This window comes from Vibrio sp. 10N.261.51.A4 (assembly GCF_041471945.1).
Lineage (GTDB): Bacteria > Pseudomonadota > Gammaproteobacteria > Enterobacterales > Vibrionaceae > Vibrio > Vibrio crassostreae_C.
This window is the reverse complement of sequence record NZ_JBFRPJ010000069.1, coordinates 90,560-108,565: the sequence shown is the minus strand read 5'-3', so window position 1 is coordinate 108,565 and position 18,006 is coordinate 90,560. Positions and strand designations below refer to the sequence as shown.

13 protein-coding genes are annotated in these 18,006 nt (G+C 43.1%); 11 read left to right on the top strand and 2 right to left on the bottom strand.

Annotated features, from left to right (window positions below; translation table 11 throughout):
* The first annotated feature begins 203 nt into the window (after positions 1-203).
* From AB4384_RS15895 to rmf, 8 genes are all read left to right on the top strand, one after another.
* Positions 204-5,045 carry an NAD-glutamate dehydrogenase gene (locus AB4384_RS15895; protein ID WP_372129798.1) on the top strand — a complete coding sequence of 1,614 codons (4,842 nt, stop codon included), beginning with the start codon at positions 204-206 and terminating at the stop codon, positions 5,043-5,045.
* A 330-nt stretch (positions 5,046-5,375) separates the two neighbouring features.
* A complete protein-coding gene (pyrD, locus tag AB4384_RS15890) occupies positions 5,376-6,386 on the top strand; it encodes a quinone-dependent dihydroorotate dehydrogenase (protein WP_017063847.1) in 1,011 nt (336 codons plus the stop codon).
* Positions 6,387-6,592: 206 nt separating this feature from the next.
* Positions 6,593-7,141, top strand: a complete 549-nt coding sequence (locus AB4384_RS15885; protein ID WP_017059680.1) for a cell division protein ZapC — start codon at positions 6,593-6,595, stop codon at positions 7,139-7,141.
* 508 nt (positions 7,142-7,649) lie between these two features.
* Positions 7,650-9,770 (top strand): bifunctional 23S rRNA (guanine(2069)-N(7))-methyltransferase RlmK/23S rRNA (guanine(2445)-N(2))-methyltransferase RlmL, encoded by a 2,121-nt coding sequence (rlmKL, locus tag AB4384_RS15880; protein ID WP_372122137.1) that lies wholly within the window; start codon positions 7,650-7,652, stop codon positions 9,768-9,770.
* A gap of 25 nt (positions 9,771-9,795) precedes the next feature.
* A complete protein-coding gene (locus AB4384_RS15875) occupies positions 9,796-10,056 on the top strand; it encodes a glutaredoxin family protein (protein ID WP_019823251.1) in 261 nt (86 codons plus the stop codon).
* The gene (locus tag AB4384_RS15870; RefSeq protein ID WP_108020679.1) at positions 10,034-11,950 is read left to right on the top strand and encodes an ABC transporter ATP-binding protein; all 1,917 of its coding nucleotides are present in this window, start codon (positions 10,034-10,036) and stop codon (positions 11,948-11,950) included. Before AB4384_RS15875 ends, AB4384_RS15870 begins: the two co-directional genes overlap by 23 nt.
* Before the next feature lie 9 nt (positions 11,951-11,959).
* Positions 11,960-13,699 (top strand): DUF3466 family protein, encoded by a 1,740-nt coding sequence (locus AB4384_RS15865; RefSeq protein WP_171733510.1) that lies wholly within the window; start codon positions 11,960-11,962, stop codon positions 13,697-13,699.
* Between the two features lie 161 nt (positions 13,700-13,860).
* Entirely contained in the window at positions 13,861-14,034 is a 174-nt protein-coding gene (gene rmf, locus AB4384_RS15860; RefSeq protein ID WP_017059676.1) for a ribosome modulation factor, read from the top strand.
* A 252-nt stretch (positions 14,035-14,286) separates the two neighbouring features.
* On the opposite strand, the gene fabA is transcribed toward rmf, so the two are convergent.
* Together fabA and AB4384_RS15850 are read right to left on the bottom strand one after the other, a co-directional pair.
* The gene (gene fabA, locus AB4384_RS15855) at positions 14,287-14,802 is read right to left on the bottom strand and encodes a bifunctional 3-hydroxydecanoyl-ACP dehydratase/trans-2-decenoyl-ACP isomerase (protein WP_017059675.1); all 516 of its coding nucleotides are present in this window, start codon (positions 14,800-14,802) and stop codon (positions 14,287-14,289) included.
* Positions 14,803-14,872: 70 nt separating this feature from the next.
* Complete coding sequence (locus AB4384_RS15850; protein WP_372103487.1) at positions 14,873-16,525, bottom strand: AAA family ATPase; 1,653 nt, start codon at positions 16,523-16,525, stop codon at positions 14,873-14,875.
* Between the two features lie 189 nt (positions 16,526-16,714).
* Between AB4384_RS15850 and matP the strand changes: the two genes are divergently transcribed.
* From matP to AB4384_RS15835, 3 genes are all read left to right on the top strand, one after another.
* Complete coding sequence (matP, locus tag AB4384_RS15845; RefSeq protein WP_017068911.1) at positions 16,715-17,170, top strand: macrodomain Ter protein MatP; 456 nt, start codon at positions 16,715-16,717, stop codon at positions 17,168-17,170.
* A 23-nt stretch (positions 17,171-17,193) separates the two neighbouring features.
* Entirely contained in the window at positions 17,194-17,502 is a 309-nt protein-coding gene (locus AB4384_RS15840) for a DUF3634 family protein (RefSeq protein WP_372129797.1), read from the top strand.
* A 105-nt stretch (positions 17,503-17,607) separates the two neighbouring features.
* Positions 17,608-17,919 (top strand): hypothetical protein, encoded by a 312-nt coding sequence (locus AB4384_RS15835; protein WP_017059671.1) that lies wholly within the window; start codon positions 17,608-17,610, stop codon positions 17,917-17,919.
* Positions 17,920-18,006: the final 87 nt, after the last annotated feature.

The following is an 18,006-nucleotide window of genomic DNA, read 5'->3' as shown; positions in this document are numbered from 1 at the left end:
AGGAATCTTAATCACATAATCAAACATTTCACCTCTTACCACCTCCAAAACAATTAACTATTTTTCAATAATGCTTTTACAATAAATGAATGCATTACCTTTGCTTAACTCGTTAGTAGAAAAGAGCTCAACGGCACGTTTCAAACACCAGATTAAGTGATCCCCCTAATAATAAAATATAATTCTAATTGTGGAGTGTGACTATGACCGCACGTGAAACTGTGGTTCCAGTTTTACTTGAAAAAGTTTACAAGCTGATTCAAGACAAACTTGACCTTGCTCATCGACCTCTCGTAACTCAACTTGCTCAACACTTGTTTAGTAACGTTTCTCACGACGATCTGACTCAGAGAAACGAATCCGATTTATACGGTGCTGTAGTTAGCTTATGGCATCACATCAATGAAAAGAAAGCCGACGAAATCTCTGTACGCGTTTTCAACCCGACGGTAAGTCGTCAAGGTTGGCAGTCTACTCATACTATCGTTGAGATAGTCGTTCCAGACAGCCCATTCCTTGTTGATTCCGTAAAAATGGCACTTACTCGCCTAGACCTTTCTTCTCACCTTATGCTTCATAACCCAACACAAATCTCTCGCTCAGATAAGGGCAGTGTTGTCGGTGTAAGCAATAACGAAGGTGCATTCCAATCGCTTTTCCATATTGAGGTTGACCGTCTTAGCAGTAAAGCTGAAATGACAGCTCTTAAAACGGAGCTACTGGATATCTTTACCGATACTAGCTTAGTTGTGAACGATTGGTTGAAGATGGTTGAAAGACTTGAAGAAGTGACCAATCAAGTTGAACAGCAAAAAGAGAGCATTCCAGTAGACGGCCAGCGCTTTGATGAAACGTTGGCGTTTCTTCGTTGGTTAGGCCAACACAACTTTACATTCATGGGTTATAAGGAATATGACCTAGTTTCAGTTAACGGCGACACTGAACTGCAACCGACCAAGGAGCAAGGTCTTGGTTTGTTTGCGAACTCAGATCGTGTACGTAACGTTAAGCTATCTGAGTTTTCTGATTCGGCACGTCTTGAAGCGAAAAAGCCTTATGTGCTTATCGTAACCAAGGGCAACACGGCTTCACGCATTCACCGCCCAGCTTACAACGATTACATTGGTATTAAGAAGTTCGATAAGAACGGTAAGGTCATTGGTGAGCACCGCTTTACTGGTCTTTACACATCTGCCGTTTATAACCAAACCGTTGAAACGATTCCTCTTGTTCGCGAGAAAGTAGAACGTATTTTGGATGCGAGTGGTTACCGTGAAGGTTCATACTCTTACAAAGCGCTGCACAACATTCTTGAAAACTACCCACGTGATGAACTGCTGCAAGCTCGAGAAGAAGAGCTACTAGAAGTCGGTACGGGCGTAGTACAAATGCAAGATCGCGATCTCCTGCGTTTGTTTGTTCGCAAAGACCCGTTTGGTCGTTTCTTTAGCTGCATGGTTTACGTAACAAAAGATCGTTACAACACTGAGCTTCGTCGCCAAACACAGCGCATCTTGAAACAGTACTTTGGTTGTGAAGAAGAGGTTGAATTTACAACGTACTTCTCTGAAAGCCCGCTAGCAAGAACGCACTATATTGTTCGTGTTGATAACAACAACATGGATGTGGACGTGAAAACAATTGAGCAAAATTTAATGGAAGTATCGTCTACGTGGGATGACCGTCTGTCTGAATCTATCATTGCAAACTTCGGTGAAAGCAAAGGTCTTCCATTGTCGAAAGAGTACATGCGTGCATTCCCACGTTCGTACAAAGAAGACATGATGCCAGGTTCTGCTGTTGCCGACATTGAACGTTTAGAAGCGCTAAGTGAAGACAACAAACTGGGTATGCTTTTCTACCGTCCTCAAGAAGAAGCGGCAGATTCAAAAGCCGTTCGTTTGAAGTTGTTCTACCACAGCGATGAGCCAATTCACCTTTCTGATGTTATGCCAATGCTTGAAAACTTTGGCCTACGCGTTATCGGTGAATCTCCATATGAAGTGCGTAAAACCAACGGTGTGACCTATTGGATCCTTGATTTCTCTATGCTGCACAAGAGCGATAAGACCATTGATCTTCGTGAAGCTCGCGATCTTTTCCAACAAGCCTTTGCGGCAATCTGGGCGGGTGAGTTAGACAGCGATGGTTTCAACCGCTTAGTACTTGGCGCTGGTCTTTCTGGCCGTGAAATCTCAATCTTACGTGCTTATGCTCGTTACATGCGTCAAGTTGGTTTCCCATTCAGCCAACAATACATTGAAGACACATTGTCTAATTACCCAGAATTAGCGAAAGGGCTAGTGAGCCTATTCGGCAAGCGTTTTGACCCGAAACTGAAGGGCAGCGTAAAAGGCCAACAAGATCTTATTAAGAAGATCACTGAACAGTTGGATCATGTAGAAAGCTTGGATGATGATCGTATCATTCGTCGCTACATGGAAATGATCACTGCAACGCTTCGTACTAACTACTACCAAGTAGACGAGAATAAGCAGTCTAAACCTTGGTTGGCTCTGAAAATGAGACCAAGCGAGATTCCAGATATCCCTGCGCCGGTTCCTGCGTTTGAGATCTTCGTTTACGCACCAGACATTGAAGGTGTGCATTTACGTGGCGGTAAAGTAGCACGCGGTGGTTTACGTTGGTCAGACCGTCAAGAGGACTTCCGTACTGAGATTCTAGGCCTAGTTAAAGCGCAACAAGTTAAGAACACGGTTATCGTACCGGTTGGTGCTAAAGGTGGTTTCGTTTGTAAGCGTCAACACATGATGTCTGGCCGAGACGAGATCTTTGCTGAAGGTCAACGTTGTTACAAGCGCTTCATCCGTGCATTGCTAGACGTTTCAGACAACATCATTGAAGGTGAGGTTATCCCACCTAAGAGCGTTGTTCGTCACGATGAAGATGACCCATACTTGGTTGTTGCAGCCGATAAAGGCACCGCGACATTCTCAGATCTAGCGAACTCAGTAGCTGAAGAGTACAACTTCTGGCTAGGTGATGCGTTTGCATCGGGTGGCTCTAACGGTTACGACCACAAAGCCATGGGTATCACGGCGAAAGGTGGCTGGGAATCGGTTAAACGTCACTTCCGCGAAATGGGTATTAACTGTCAAAGCACAGACTTCACTGCCATTGGTGTGGGTGATATGGCGGGTGACGTATTTGGTAACGGTATGCTGCTATCTAAGCACATTCGCTTGCAAGCTGCGTTTAACCACATGCACATCTTCATTGACCCGAATCCAGAATCAGCATCAAGCTGGGTAGAGCGTGACCGTCTGTTTAATCTGCCTCGTTCAAGTTGGGAAGATTACAATAAAGACCTGATTTCTCAAGGTGGTGGCATCTTCTCTCGCCGAGCGAAGTCTATCTCTTTGACACCTGAAATTCAGAAAATGCTGGGTACCAAGAAAGCATCAATGGCACCAAACGACTTGATCAAAGCGATCTTGTCTATGAAAGTTGATCTACTTTGGAACGGCGGTATTGGTACTTACGTTAAGTCTTCTAGTGAGACTCATACCGATGTGGGTGACCGTGCAAATGACGTGCTACGTATCGATGGCCGTGACCTGAAAGCTAAGGTTGTTGGTGAAGGCGGTAACTTGGGTATGACTCAATTGGGTCGTATTGAATACGCTCTAACGGGCGGTCGAGTTAATACTGACTTTGTCGATAACGTTGGTGGTGTAGATTGCTCGGATAACGAAGTTAACATTAAGATCTTCTTGAATGGCTTGGTGTCTAATGGTGATCTTACCGTTAAGCAACGTAACCAAGTTCTTGAATCTATGGAAGATGAAGTAGGTGAAATCGTACTAGACGACGCTTACTGCCAAGCTGAGTCTATCTCTGTTACTGAGCATCAAGGTGTAGGCTTAGTGAAAGAGCAAATCCGCTTTATCCACACAATGGAAAAAGCCGGGTACTTAGACCGTGGTTTGGAATACATCCCAGATGACGAAACGCTGCTAGAACGTGAGAAGCAGGGCCAAGCACTAACAAGACCAGAGCTATCAGTATTGATCGCTTACGGTAAAATGGTTCTAAAAGAAGATCTTGTGAGTGATGACATTGCGAATGATGAGTTCCATGCTCAACAACTGATGCAATACTTCCCAACAGAGTTACGCCGTAACTACTCTCAGCACATGGATAACCATCCACTTCGTGCAGAGATCATTGCGACTGCGCTTGCTAACCAAATGGTTAACGAGATGGGCTGTAACTTCGTGACTCGCTTGCAAGAAGAGACGGGCGCGAACATTGTTGATATTGCGAATGCTTACGCGGCATCACGTGAAATCTACGGCCTGGGTAAGGTATTGAAGAGCATCCGTGAACTGGACAACATCTCAAGTTCTGAAGCTCAATACGAATTGCTTTACCATGTACGTCGCACGCTTCGTCGTCTAGCACGCTGGTTGCTAAGAAACCGTACCGGTAAACAGTCAGTGAATGCATTGATTGAGCTTTACCAAGGTGATGTCGTCGCAATTACTGAGAAGCTGGATGCAAACCTAGTGGCTTCAGAAGTAGAAGAGCATCAAGCAATGGCTCAAGTATGGATTGACCAAGGTGTAAACGCTGAGCTGGCTAATTCAGTGGCTCGTTTGTCTAGCCTGTACTCAGCACTGGATATATCTACAGTGGCTCGTGAAACGGGTAAAACAGTACAGCAAGCGTCTAAGCTTTACTTCAACCTAGGCGACCGTTTGTCACTGCACTGGTTCTTGAAGCAAATCAATGGCCAAGCTATAGACAACAACTGGCAAGCACTGGCGCGTGCAGCATTCAGAGAAGATCTGGATTGGCAGCAACGCCAGTTAACTGGTCAAGTACTTAACTGTGGTTGTGCTTCAGATATCGATGTGATTAAAGCGCTTGATGACTGGATGGAAAGTAACTCTGTTTCTCTACATCGTTGGGAAAGCATCCTAAACGAATTCAAAGTAGGTTCTGTTCATGAGTTTGCTAAGTTCTCAGTAGCACTGCGTGAATTGATGCTGTTGAATCTAAACTGCATGTCAAAAGACTAGTTACTAGATAAGACGAAAAAGTATAAGGGCAGGCCAAAAGGTCTGCCTTTTTCGTTTCGGTAAAGTGGAAACAATAGGCCTAACGACTTTTGAAGAACAAACTTCGACGCAAACGTTGTTTGTTGTTAAGTGACCTGGTGGCTGTACTAAGGTTGAGATTAGAAATGGCTTAATAACTTGAAGAAACGATAACGTTTGCTTAATAATGAACCTCATTCGTTAGCAAACTTGATTATCTTACCCTTACAGACAGTAATAGATTGAATAGTTGGGTAAATAAGTAAATAATAGCGCCCCGTTTACACGGGGCTTTTTTCTATCGGAGGCACAATGCTTTACCGTCTAGCCAGAACTGGCTTTTTCCAACTTGATGCCGAAAAGGCACATGATCTTGCAATTCAAAATTTCAAGCGCTTCACAGGCACACCTATTGATCTTTTGTATCGCCAACAATTACCTCACCGACCTGTAGAGTGCATGGGTCTTACTTTTAAAAACCCAGTTGGCCTTGCTGCTGGCCTAGATAAAAACGGCGAATGTATTGATGCATTTGGCGCAATGGGTTTTGGTTTCGTAGAAGTAGGAACAGTGACTCCACGTCCGCAAGCGGGTAACGACAAACCTCGTTTATTCCGTCTTGTTGAAGCTGAAGGTATCATCAACCGCATGGGTTTTAACAACCTAGGCGTCGACAACCTTGTTGAGAATGTTAAGAAGTCGAACTACGATGGCATCTTAGGCATTAACATTGGTAAGAATAAAGACACACCAATTGAAAAGGGCGCTGAAGATTACTTGATCTGTATGGAGAAGGTATATCAATACGCTGGTTACATTGCTGTGAACATCTCTTCACCAAACACTCCAGGACTTCGTTCTCTGCAATATGGCGAAGCACTAGACGATCTATTGTCTGAACTGAAAACGAAACAATCTGAACTGGAAGAGAAGCATGGTAAATATGTTCCTCTTGCTCTTAAGATTGCTCCGGATCTAAGCGACGACGAAATTCGCCAAATTTGTGAATCATTGATCAAAAATAAGATCGATGGTGTGATCGCAACAAACACAACATTGGATCGTTCAATCGTTGAAGGTATGAAACATTGTGATGAAGCGGGTGGCCTAAGTGGACGTCCTGTTCAATCTCGTAGTACTGAAGTAGTTCGTAAACTTCACGAAGAGCTGGGTGACAAACTGCCGATCATTGGAGTAGGTGGTGTTGACTCGTATGTTGCTGCAAAAGAGAAAATGATGGCAGGCGCTAAGCTTGTACAAGTTTACTCTGGTTTCATTTACAAAGGTCCAGGCCTTGTAGGTGACATCGTTAAAAATCTTTAAACGGCAAGACGCTTTTATTTCTGAAAAGCGACAATCTGGCATCGTCTTAATAAAAGAGACACTGTAACTCACTGAGTTGTAGAGAAAAGCGATAAGAAAGAGGAATTCATTTCCTCTTTTTTTTTGCCTATTGCTCAGTAAAATTACTGTAATTGAAGGTAATTTTGCGTTTTACCTAATGGAATGGTTCAACAGTGTGAGACGAAATGATGCTTAAACCTAGCGATACATGGAGTTGGTATTACGATGAGCAGCAATGTTCATTAATGCTAAACCTCGGAGAGGATATGATTTTCAAAACGAATCTGGTCCGAAATAAGCTGGTGGACTGCGCGTTTAGAGATAATGAATTCACCGTTGATGACGCATCTTCATACCAAACCTTCAAAGAACAAATTTCTGGCTTAGAACTGTCTGAGCCTCGCCAAGCTGAACTCGCGCTTTATTGCGTGGCAGCAAAGCGCTTCCACAAGCCTGTACAGCCTAAGAGTTGGTTCTTCGACTCACAGGGCGCTGGCCACGAATACCCTCAAGAAGGGGATATCGTACAAATGAATAACGAGCATAGCTTAGGGTATTTCATTGTATTAGAAGTGGGAGAGTGTGCGAGCCTATGTGCATTTGTCGACCTAGAAGAGTTTCTGCTTACACCTTCAAAAGGGTTACGCTTTGGCGACTCGATTAAGGTCATGCACGATAGAATGATAGACGCGAACGCTATTCTTCATCAAACGCACATTGCGATGGTCGGTTAGCCTTCAATCTAGTCCATCATTTCTCAAACACATCGCAACGCATCAACCTGTCAAATCTTCCCCAAAATCGGCTCATTAGCCGATTTTTTTGTGCCTAAAAAACCTCATCCTGATAAATACATCACTGCTTAACCATTTAAATAGTGAACTTACGACTATTTTTTCGCCTTAATTTCTGCCTGTTTTTATCGCCAGAAGTGTAATTTACCCATCTTTATTCCCTGTTTTTGGTCTTTTGTAGTTAAATTTCATCAATAAATCTCATTTGGTATATACCAGTTTTGAGGTGAATATAAATTCACATTGCTACTTTGGTTAATAAGTGGTCAGAAATGAAGTTGGTTTGATAGGTCTTATGTTCTAAGGGGATGTGGGTAAGCGATCGCTTCAAGACTGTGCATTTGCTAGCCAGTTAGTCGAAAGATTCAATGAAAAGACGTGTTTAGTGTGATGCTCTAGTTACAAATTCAGGTATAATCGAACTCATTTTTATCAATAAAAGAACACTATGAATCAATATCTAGCGGTTACCTCAAACGGCCTTGAGAATTTATTAGTTGAAGAACTAACCCAACTAGGGATTACAAACGCAAAACCTGTTCAAGCAGGTGTTAAATTCAAAGCGACCAATGAGCAAATTTATCGTTGTTGTTTGTGGAGCCGTTTGGCTTCTCGATTTGTACGTGTCCTTTCTGAATTCACTTGTATGGACGACATGGATTTGTACCTATCAACCACTGCGGTTAACTGGGTAAATCAATTCCATAGCTCTAAGCGTTTTGTTGTTGACTTCAATGGTACGAACAACGAAATCCGTAATAGCCAATACGGTGCGATGAAAGTAAAAGATGCCGTTGTTGATTGCTTTGAGAAGAAGTCTTTACCTCGTCCTTCTATTAGCAAAGAGAACCCAGACATTCGTATCCACGTTCGTTTACACCGTGATAAAGCGATTCTTGGTGTTGATATGGTAGGTAGCGGTCTTCACCAACGTGGTTACCGTCCTGAATCAGGTCGAGCACCACTACGTGAAACTCTTGCTGCCGCGATTCTTCTTCGTAGTGGTTGGGATGCAACGAAACCTTTCCTAGATCCAATGTGTGGTTCAGGTACGTTAGTGATTGAAGCTGCAATGATGGCTGCAAACATGGCTCCAGGTGTTAAACGTCAGAAGTGGTGTTTTGAATCACTAGAAGATTTCGAGCCTGAGCTTTGGGCTGAAGTTAAAGCAGAAGCGAACGTCCAAGGCCGTCGTGGCGTTAAGAAAGTAGAATGTAAGTTCTATGGCTATGACAATGACGAACGCATGATCAAAACAGCGCGTGACAATGCTCGTCGTGCTGGTGTTGAAGAGTTGATTGAATTCGAAGTAGGTGATGCTGCAAAACTTAAGCGTCCTACCGAGTTTACTGATGGTGTGATTGTTTCTAACCCACCTTATGGTGAGCGTTTAGGTACAGAGCCGGGTCTTATTGCTCTTTACACAGCATTTGGCGCGCAGCTTAAAGCTGAATTTGGCGGTTGTAACGCGTCTATCTTCTCTAGTTCAGACGAACTACTGAGCTGCTTACGCATGCGTGCAGACAAACAGTTCAAATTGAATAACGGTGCGTTACCGTGTCACCAAAAGAACTACTCAATTTCAGATCGTCCGATGTCAGAACGTCCAACGGGCGAGCAAGAACAGTTAATTGCTCCTGACTTCGCAAACCGTCTTAAAAAGAACATCGGTAAAATTGGCAAGTGGGCTAAGAAAGAGCAATTAGATTGTTACCGTATCTACGATGCGGACTTACCAGAATACAATGTAGCGATTGATGTATACCCAGGTCACCTTGTGATTCAAGAATACGCAGCGCCTAAAGATGTACCGGAAGAGAAGGCAAAACGTCGCTTAACCGATATCATCCGTGCTTCTATTCAAGTAACAGGCGTAGAAGCAAACAACGTTGTGCTTAAAGTTCGTCAGAAACAGAAAGGCCGTTCTCAATACCAGAAATTGGCTCAAGACTCATCGAACTTAGAAGTGAACGAGTATGGCGTTAAGCTGATTGTTAATCTTCATGATTACCTAGATACCGGGTTGTTCCTAGATCATAAGATCACTCGTCGTCGTATCGGTGAGATGGCCGCAGGTAAGGATTTCCTAAACTTGTTTGCTTATACAGGAAGTGCATCTGTTCATGCTGCTGTGGGTGGTGCTCGTTCTACAACTACTGTTGATATGTCTAATACCTACCTAGAGTGGGCGAAAGAGAACATGGAGCTTAACGGTCGTGTTGGTCGTCAACATCAGTTTGTTCAAGCTGACTGTCTACAATGGCTAGCTAAAGAGCAGGGTTCTTATGATCTGATCTTTATCGATCCACCTACGTTCTCTAACTCAAAGCGTATGGATCAATCTTTCGATGTTCAACGTGATCACATTCAGCTGATGGAAAACCTTAAACGTCTTCTTCGTGAAGAAGGCACGATTGTGTTCTCTAACAACAAGCGTCACTTCAAAATGGACTTGGAAGCTCTAGATGAGTTAGGTCTTAAGGCTCAGAATATCTCAGCGAAGACACTTCCATTGGACTTCTCTCGCAATAAGCACATTCATAACTGCTGGTTGATTACACATAAGTAGTTAAGAGATCGTATAAGGATATATAGTGCTGACTCTCTACAGTACAGAAGGGTGCCATCTATGTGAGATGGCATTCCAACTCACGGAACAGTTAAACATTAGCCATCACGTCAACGTTGTTGACATTGCATTTGATGATGAGCTCTTTTCCCGTTACGGGGTCACTATTCCGGTGCTCAAATTTGAAAGCTCTGACCTTTCTCAAAGCTCAGAGCTTAACTGGCCATTTGGCTTGTTAGAACTTAATGATTGGTTAAAGAAGAATGGCATTACTTACAATTCATAATGGGCAATTAGCGTTTGGCGATCACCCGTTATTAGATCGTGCGGACTTCGCACTGCAAGAAAACGAACGTGTGTGTTTAGTAGGGCGCAATGGCGCTGGTAAGTCTACGTTGATGAAAATCCTGTCTGGGAACATCATCATGGACGACGGCAAGATGCAAATCACACAAGATGTGGTTGTGTCGCGCCTTGAGCAAGATCCACCGCGCAATGAGCAAGGTACCGTTTATGATTACGTTGCTGGTGGCCTAGCTGAAATCGGTGAACAGCTGAAGATCTATCATGATCTTCTGGATCTCATCGGTACTGACCCTAGTGAAAAGAACCTAAATCGTCTTACTCGTGTTCAAGAGCAATTGGATCATGCGAATGCATGGCGCTTTGAAGATCGCGTAAGCAACGTATTGGCGGCGCTTAAGCTAACTGCAGAAACCAAACTGACGGATTTGTCTGGTGGTTGGCAACGTAAAGCAGCACTTGCTCGTGCGCTTGTATGTGACCCTGACGTGCTTCTACTTGACGAACCGACTAACCACTTAGATGTTGCGACCATTGAATGGTTAGAGGGTTTCCTGAAAGACTTCCGCGGTTCAATCATCTTTATCTCGCATGACCGTGCGTTCATTAAATCGATGGCAACACGTATTGTCGATCTTGATCGCGGTAAATTGAGCTCTTTCCCGGGTGATTACGAAAACTATCTTGTTGAGAAAGAAGAAGCGCTTCGTGTAGAAGAAATGCAAAACGCTGAATTTGATAAGAAGCTTGCTCAAGAGGAAGTTTGGATTCGTCAAGGCATTAAAGCTCGTCGTACTCGTAACGAAGGCCGTGTGCGTGCGCTTAAGAAGCTACGTGAAGAGCGTTTAAACCGTCGAGAAGTGCAGGGCAAAGCCGTTATCCAAATCGACGATGGCCAGCGTTCAGGCAAGATTGTATTTGAAGCTGAAAACATTAACTTTGGCTTCGAAGGCAAAGAGATTGTTAAAGACTTCAGCTTCAATATCATGCGTGGTGATCGTATCGCTCTAATTGGCCCGAATGGCTGTGGTAAGAGTACGGTACTTAAACTGCTGCTTGATCAACTTAAGCCAGATTCAGGTCGTCTACATTGCGGTACTAAGCTTGAAGTCGCTTACTTTGACCAATATCGTGAAATTCTAGATCCTGAGAAGTCTGTAATCGATAACTTAGCGGATGGTAAGCAAGAAGTCACTGTAGGTGGCCGTGAGCGTCATGCACTAAGCTACTTACAAGATTTCTTATTCTCTCCAAAACGTGCTCGTACTCCTGTTAAAGCACTATCTGGTGGTGAGAAAAACCGTCTGTTACTAGCTCGTATCTTCCTTAAGTCGAACAACTTATTGATTCTCGATGAGCCAACCAACGATCTAGATATCGAAACTTTGGAACTTTTAGAAGATTTGCTTGCCAACTATCAGGGTACTCTTCTTTTAGTGAGCCACGATCGTCAGTTTGTTGATAACACGGTTATGACAAGTTGGATCTTTGAAGGTAATGGTGTTATTGAAGAATTTGTTGGTGGTTACCACGATGCTCAGCAGCAAAGAAAACAAGCATTAGAGTACCGACAGGTTGAAAAGCCATCAAAGCCTGAGAAAGTAGTTGAGGAAACTCCCAAAACTGCGCCAGTTAAGGCTAAACCTAAGAAGTTATCGTATAAGCTACAACGAGAACTAGAAGCGCTACCAATGCGTTTGGAAGAATTGGAAACTCAAATTGAAACTCTTCAGGAAGAAGTCAACGATCCAAGCTTCTTTTCAAAATCTGTAGAGCAGACACAACCAGTATTAGATAAGCTATCTGCAGCAGAGCAGGAGCTTGAAGTTGCTTTTGAGCGCTGGGAAGAGCTCGAGGCACTACAACAGGAAAGTTAAGAAGTAATAATGACTTGTACTAAATTCAAATTAACAACTGTTGCAGCCCTAGTTTTGGCTGCAACTAATGCCAACGCTGCGCTTTACAAGGTAGTTGAAGTAACGCCTTCAATTACTGGTGCGTCAGAGATATTTGGTGTCGCGATTCAGCCTGGTGTTGCAAAGGATGCTGGTGGTGTAGTACTTGCGAAAGGGTGTTTTGCGTCAAATGCGGAAAATTGTGGTGACAGCTCATTTAAACTCGCCGGCGAAACACGCGATACTGTTGAAGCTGTTAGCTATCGTGAAGAAGTACCATTCGCGATGGACGCTCCGTTTCAATATATTCAAGAGTTTGATGATTTTGAAAACTACTGCTATCGAGAGCTAAGATATTCTACATGTGAAAGCTGGGCTCAAAATCGTTGGAATGATACTTGGAATAAGGAAAGAAACGACCTTACTCATGTCAATGCGAAAGCCTTTGTTGAAGGTGGCGAAACCTTTGATAGCCGCAATACGGTAATTAACTCGCTTTATATAAACGATGCCGATGAAGTTGAGCCTTTGGGGGTTAAATCTGAAGGTGGTATTCGTAATAACGCGATGTTCACAACTACACCAAATGGGCCAACAGGCACTTCGGAAACTCGTGCATGGCACGCTATCAAAGCAAGTAACGACAAAGTTTACAATGTAGGTAGTGTATCTACGGAAGGAGCTAAAACGGATACGTCAGATACAACGTTTAGTTCAAAGGCGGCTATTTGGGATGGCACAATAACGAAAGAGATCGACTGGATTAGATCTGGTAACGCTCAACAGGGCGATTATTTTGCCCAAGGCAGCATGCGTTCAATTGTTGAATCGGACTCTCTTTTTTATGGTGTAGGCTATAATACTGCTGATGGAAACGGCGATCTACAAGATATGAATGCAAGTGTCTTTGTGAGTACTTCACTCGATCTCGCTACGGCAACGTGGACAACTACACAAATTAGCGGTGCAGAGGTTAAGTCTGGTTCATCTAACGATGATGCTAGATACAGTAACTCAGTAGCAACCGATATTAACGACAACTTGTTTGCAGTTGGATATTCAAAACGTAACGGTTATGTTCCTGAAAATGGTAGTGCCGGTAATAAGCCTTTTATTGTAACGGATGCTAAAAACCCAACAGCAACGTATTTGTCTGGCGGTATCTTCTTCAGTGGCTCAAGCGGTGAAGCTAAAGCGGTAAATAATTACAATGAACTTGTTGGCCAGATCGATGCGGAAACGACGCGTGAAGTCGATGGCAGCGAAAGAAGACACAGAGGCTTTATTTACCCTTACGATCTCCCGTCTTCAACTGATGAACGCCGTGTTGATATTTTTGGTGGTAAAGCATGGTGGTTAGATGACTTAACAAATGATGGTGATGCGTCTAGTCACAATAACCAATTTAGAATCATTGATGCGACGGATATCAATGATGCTGGCGTGATTTCAGCAACGGCTATCAAATGTACAGTCGACGGTAATGATAAGCCTTATGACACAACATCACACAACTCATACTGTGGTGGTGCTTCATCTAACGCAGTCGAAAAGGTTGTAGCTGTTAAGCTTATCCCAATCAAGGGAGCAAGGTATGACACTGGCTCTGACATTGATAGCGTAGTAACTCGTAGCACCGACACCGAGAAAGTTGAGCGCCAAGGTGGTAGCCTAGGTTGGTTAACTTTGACTGTGCTTGGTCTATTAGGGTTCCGCAGAAAATTTAAATAATTTTATCTCCTGAGCCCGAGTTCACAATTCTGAACTCGGGCTTTTTTTCGCCTTGAGAAAAGTGAAAATTTGACCGATTCTTAAAGTTGGAGTCACAAAAACTCCGTAAAGTTGTAATCATTGTATGTTAGTAAATGGAACACCCGTATGAGGACTGCACTATGAAGAGACAAAAGCGTGATCGACTAGAACGAGCACAATCTCAAGGCTACAAGGCTGGTTTAAATGGACGGTCGCAAGAAGCTTGCCCATATAGCCAAATGGATTCTAGGTCTTATTGGTTAGGTGGATGGCGTGACGCCAAAGATGACAAGCAATCAGGTCTCTATAAGTAGATAGGGCGTAAAGAATTCAAGGTCAGGGCTCCATTGTCTGTTGATTACAACGGCCGGAGCCTTGTTAGTTTCAGACGAGTGATAAGCTCCCCAGAGCTATAAAGTATTATAGTTTCGCTATCATAAGCGTATCGCTGGTGGATTTATCCTGTTTCAAGCTTAATACGGGATACTTTAATGCACTATAACTAAATTTATTGGAACGAAAATAAAGCAGCCATGGGCTGCTTTACTAAAAATCTAACTATTAGATTAGAATGCTGACGTATCTTGGAAAAGGCCAACTTTCAAATCTTTAGCAACGTAGATCTCTTTACCATCAACAAGTACGCGACCATCCGCAAGGCCCATAACTAGACGACGGTTAACAACACGCTTCATGTGGATCTCGTAAGTTACTTTTTTCGCTGTAGGCAGAATTTGACCAGTGAATTTCACTTCGCCAACCCCTAGAGCACGACCTTTACCTTCGCCGCCAACCCAACCAAGGTAGAAACCAACCAGCTGCCACATTGCGTCAAGGCCTAGACAACCAGGCATTACAGGGTCACCTGGGAAGTGACAATCGAAGAACCATAGGTCAGGAGTAATATCCAGCTCAGCAAGAACTAAACCTTTACCGTAATCACCTTCAGTTTCAGACATCTTAGTGATGCGATCCATCATTAGCATGTTCGGTGCTGGTAGTTGAGGGCCTTGTGGCCATAGTTCGCCTTGGCTTGATGCTAGAAGCTCTTCGCGAGTGTAAGAATCACGTTTGTTTTGCATTATCAATTACTCCGATTTTTGATAGGTGCATATTAGTGAACAGGTGTACGCTAAACAAGTCCGATCAGTACTAGACAAACCAGTTTTTAATGCGTCCAACGATTCCAATAGGGTGCTCATGTCTTTCAAAGTTTTCAATACGTTCCGCGATTTTACTCAGAACGCTTTCTTGTTCATCGTCTCTAAATGGTTTGTTCATAATGAGAGGAATTGCTTCGTCTACATTAGACACAGACCAAATATGGAATTCTTCATTCTTAATGCTTTCAATAAGGTCAGGCTTTAGTGCAAGATGCCTTAAGTTCGATCTTGGAAGGATCACACCTTGTTCGCCTGTTAAGCCGTTGTGCTTACACACATGGTAGAAGCCTTCGATTTTCTCGTTTAGCCCGCCAACAGCTTGCACACGTCCAAATTGGTCAACTGCACCTGTAACCGCAATTTGTTGATTGATAGGGTATTCAGACAAAGCACTAACCAGAGAACACAACTCTGCAAGAGAAGCACTATCGCCATCTACTTCGCAATACGATTGCTCAAATACCACAGAAGCGGCATAAGGTAGCGGATCTTCAAGGTTGAGTGCGCTGCTCACAAATGCTTGCATGATCATCATACCTTTTGCATGAAGATTACCACCAAGTTCGGCTTTGCGCTCAACATCGGCAATATCACCATCACCAAAGTGAATAACACAGGAAATTCGTGCAGGTTCACCATACGATATCGGGTGTCCCGGTACATCGATGACCGTCAATCCATTAACTTGACCAACTTGTTCACCTTCAGTTTCGATAATGACTTGGCCATCACGAATATCATCAAGGGCGCGTTCTGGTAGATAAGATTCACGGTTGTATTTGTGCTGTTGAGCTTGCTGGATATGGTGAATATCAATCTCACCATTGTCGGCTTCAATCAAAGCTTCGTTCAATAACGCGTTGTGCCAAATAGGGCACAGTGGGATATAGCTTTGATCTTCGGTTTCTCTTGCTCCGGCAGTAAGAATGCCAGTCAACGCTTGTTGCGTGATGTTTGGTAATTCATAGCGTTGTTGAAGCCACTTAAGGTAACCAAGATATTGAGTCAAAGTCTCTTCAGAGAGCTTGATATCTTGTTCAATTTCGCTAAATAGGCAAAAACCGGTTTGAATATCGCTGTCCAGGTAATCAAGGTCACCTAGTTGAGCTCTGTCTCCAACCACAATCAACTTAATGTTGTAAGTCAAAGGCAAAGTCGGGGATTGGTTCAAGTGCTCTGGATTACTGCTGATTGGTTCTACGGCTTCACCAAGCAGTGCTGATTTAAGCAGTAACCAGCTTCCTGGGTTGGCCAAGATCAAGTTTGCTGAAACGATCAGATAGCCGTTGTTTGCTCTAGCCAGTAGGCCGGGCTTTGTCGCTACAACCTTACCGTCTTTTGACTGAACTTGGTCAAACAGAGAGACAGCATTTAAAGACTCAGTTTTTATAACCGGTAGAGTGTGATCATCTAAAGCAGTGACTAGAGATTCAACAATCATTTGACGATAGATCGAATTGTCTGGAGCGTTTACCAGTAAAACACGCGAAAGGTTAGACAAACGGACAAAGCGGGTTAACGCATCTTTGAATCTATGTTGAATATCTGAAAACGGGAAAGGCGAGATGTCAGGGAATTGCTCTAATTGAGCGCTATATTCGTCGTACTGAGGCGTAACATGTCGCCAATCTACTTGAGTCATTTAAGTTTCTGATTATGATAATGAGGTAGGGAGTATATAGAAAAACCGATCTCGCTTGTAGCTCTATGTGGTAGTTACTAATCACTAAGCTAATATAAGTATGATCTTGGTCTATTCTTTCAAGACAATAATTGTTAAATAGCCTATTTTGGGTTACGCTGTCACTAGGATTAACTTTCGAGATTAGACATGAAATATCAGCAACTTGAAAACTTGGAATGTGGTTGGAAATGGAACTATCTGGTCAAAAAATGGAAAGAAGGCGAGTCGATCACCTGCCACATAGATTCAAGTGAATCTGACGTTGCTGTTAAAGCCTTATTGAAGCTTGAACACCAACCTACAGGTGTCCTTGAGTGGATATCTAACAACATGTCTCCTGAGCTCGATAACAAGCTTAAACAAGCGATCAGAGCTAAGCGAAAACGCCACTTCAATGCTGAACAAGTTCATACAAAGAAGAAATCAATCGACCTTGATTACCGTGTATGGGAAAAGCTATCTCAACGTGCGAACGAGCTAGGTTGTACGCTCTCAGATGCCATCGAGTATTTGGTTAGCGAAGCGTCTCGTAGTGAGCAGGCCAGCAAGACGGTGACTAGCCTCAAAGAAGACTTAAGCAAGCTCCTTTCTGACGATAAATAACCATCAACAGTAGTGGTGACATTATGATGTACGTAATCTTAATCGGTGCGGTATTAGTTTTTTGGTTAGTAGCAGTCGATCGACCGGTATTGAAAATTAAATTTAGCGACGGGGCGATCGAACAAGTTAAAGGGTATCTTCCACCGAGCTTTAAGCACAACCTTCAAGAGATTGGTCATAACAATACCTTTAAAGGCGAGCTAAAAGTGTATGCAAAACGTTCTGGTTACAATCTCAAGTTCACTAAAGATGTTCCTAAAAACGTACAGCAACGTATTCGTAACGTGTTCCCGCATAATGGTTTTAAGTCTAAAGGCTCAAAGAAAGCGTAATCGTTGAGAGTTACGCGTTAGCTGGTCAATCCTCATACTAAGTTAATCCTTCATTTCTCTTAAATCTCCGCATACTGTTCTCACCCTCAACAAAGAGAGAGCAGTATGAGATATCTAGTATTACTATTATGTTTTTTATCCCCAGTCGCTTTTCCCGACGATGCATTGGTTAATCCTGTAGCTAAAAAGATAAAAGTCACCGTCATGAAAGGGCTCAACAAGAGTAATGTTGATTTCGAGGGTTATTGCGATCTGATGATTGAGATGAAGCACTCTAAAGGTTATGCAAGAATCAAAAAGGTGAGAACGTCTGGAGATAGTAAAGTTTGCAAGCAGGCGAAAAAACACCTACCGACGAAGAAAAGGTTCAAATACAGCTTTCCAGAAAAGTATATCCGGCTACATATCACACACTAGCCACTCTCAACGCACTATAACTAAATATCCTTAATTTTATTGAAACAATTTCGTGAACCAATCTCTAATTTCTATTAATATTAGTTT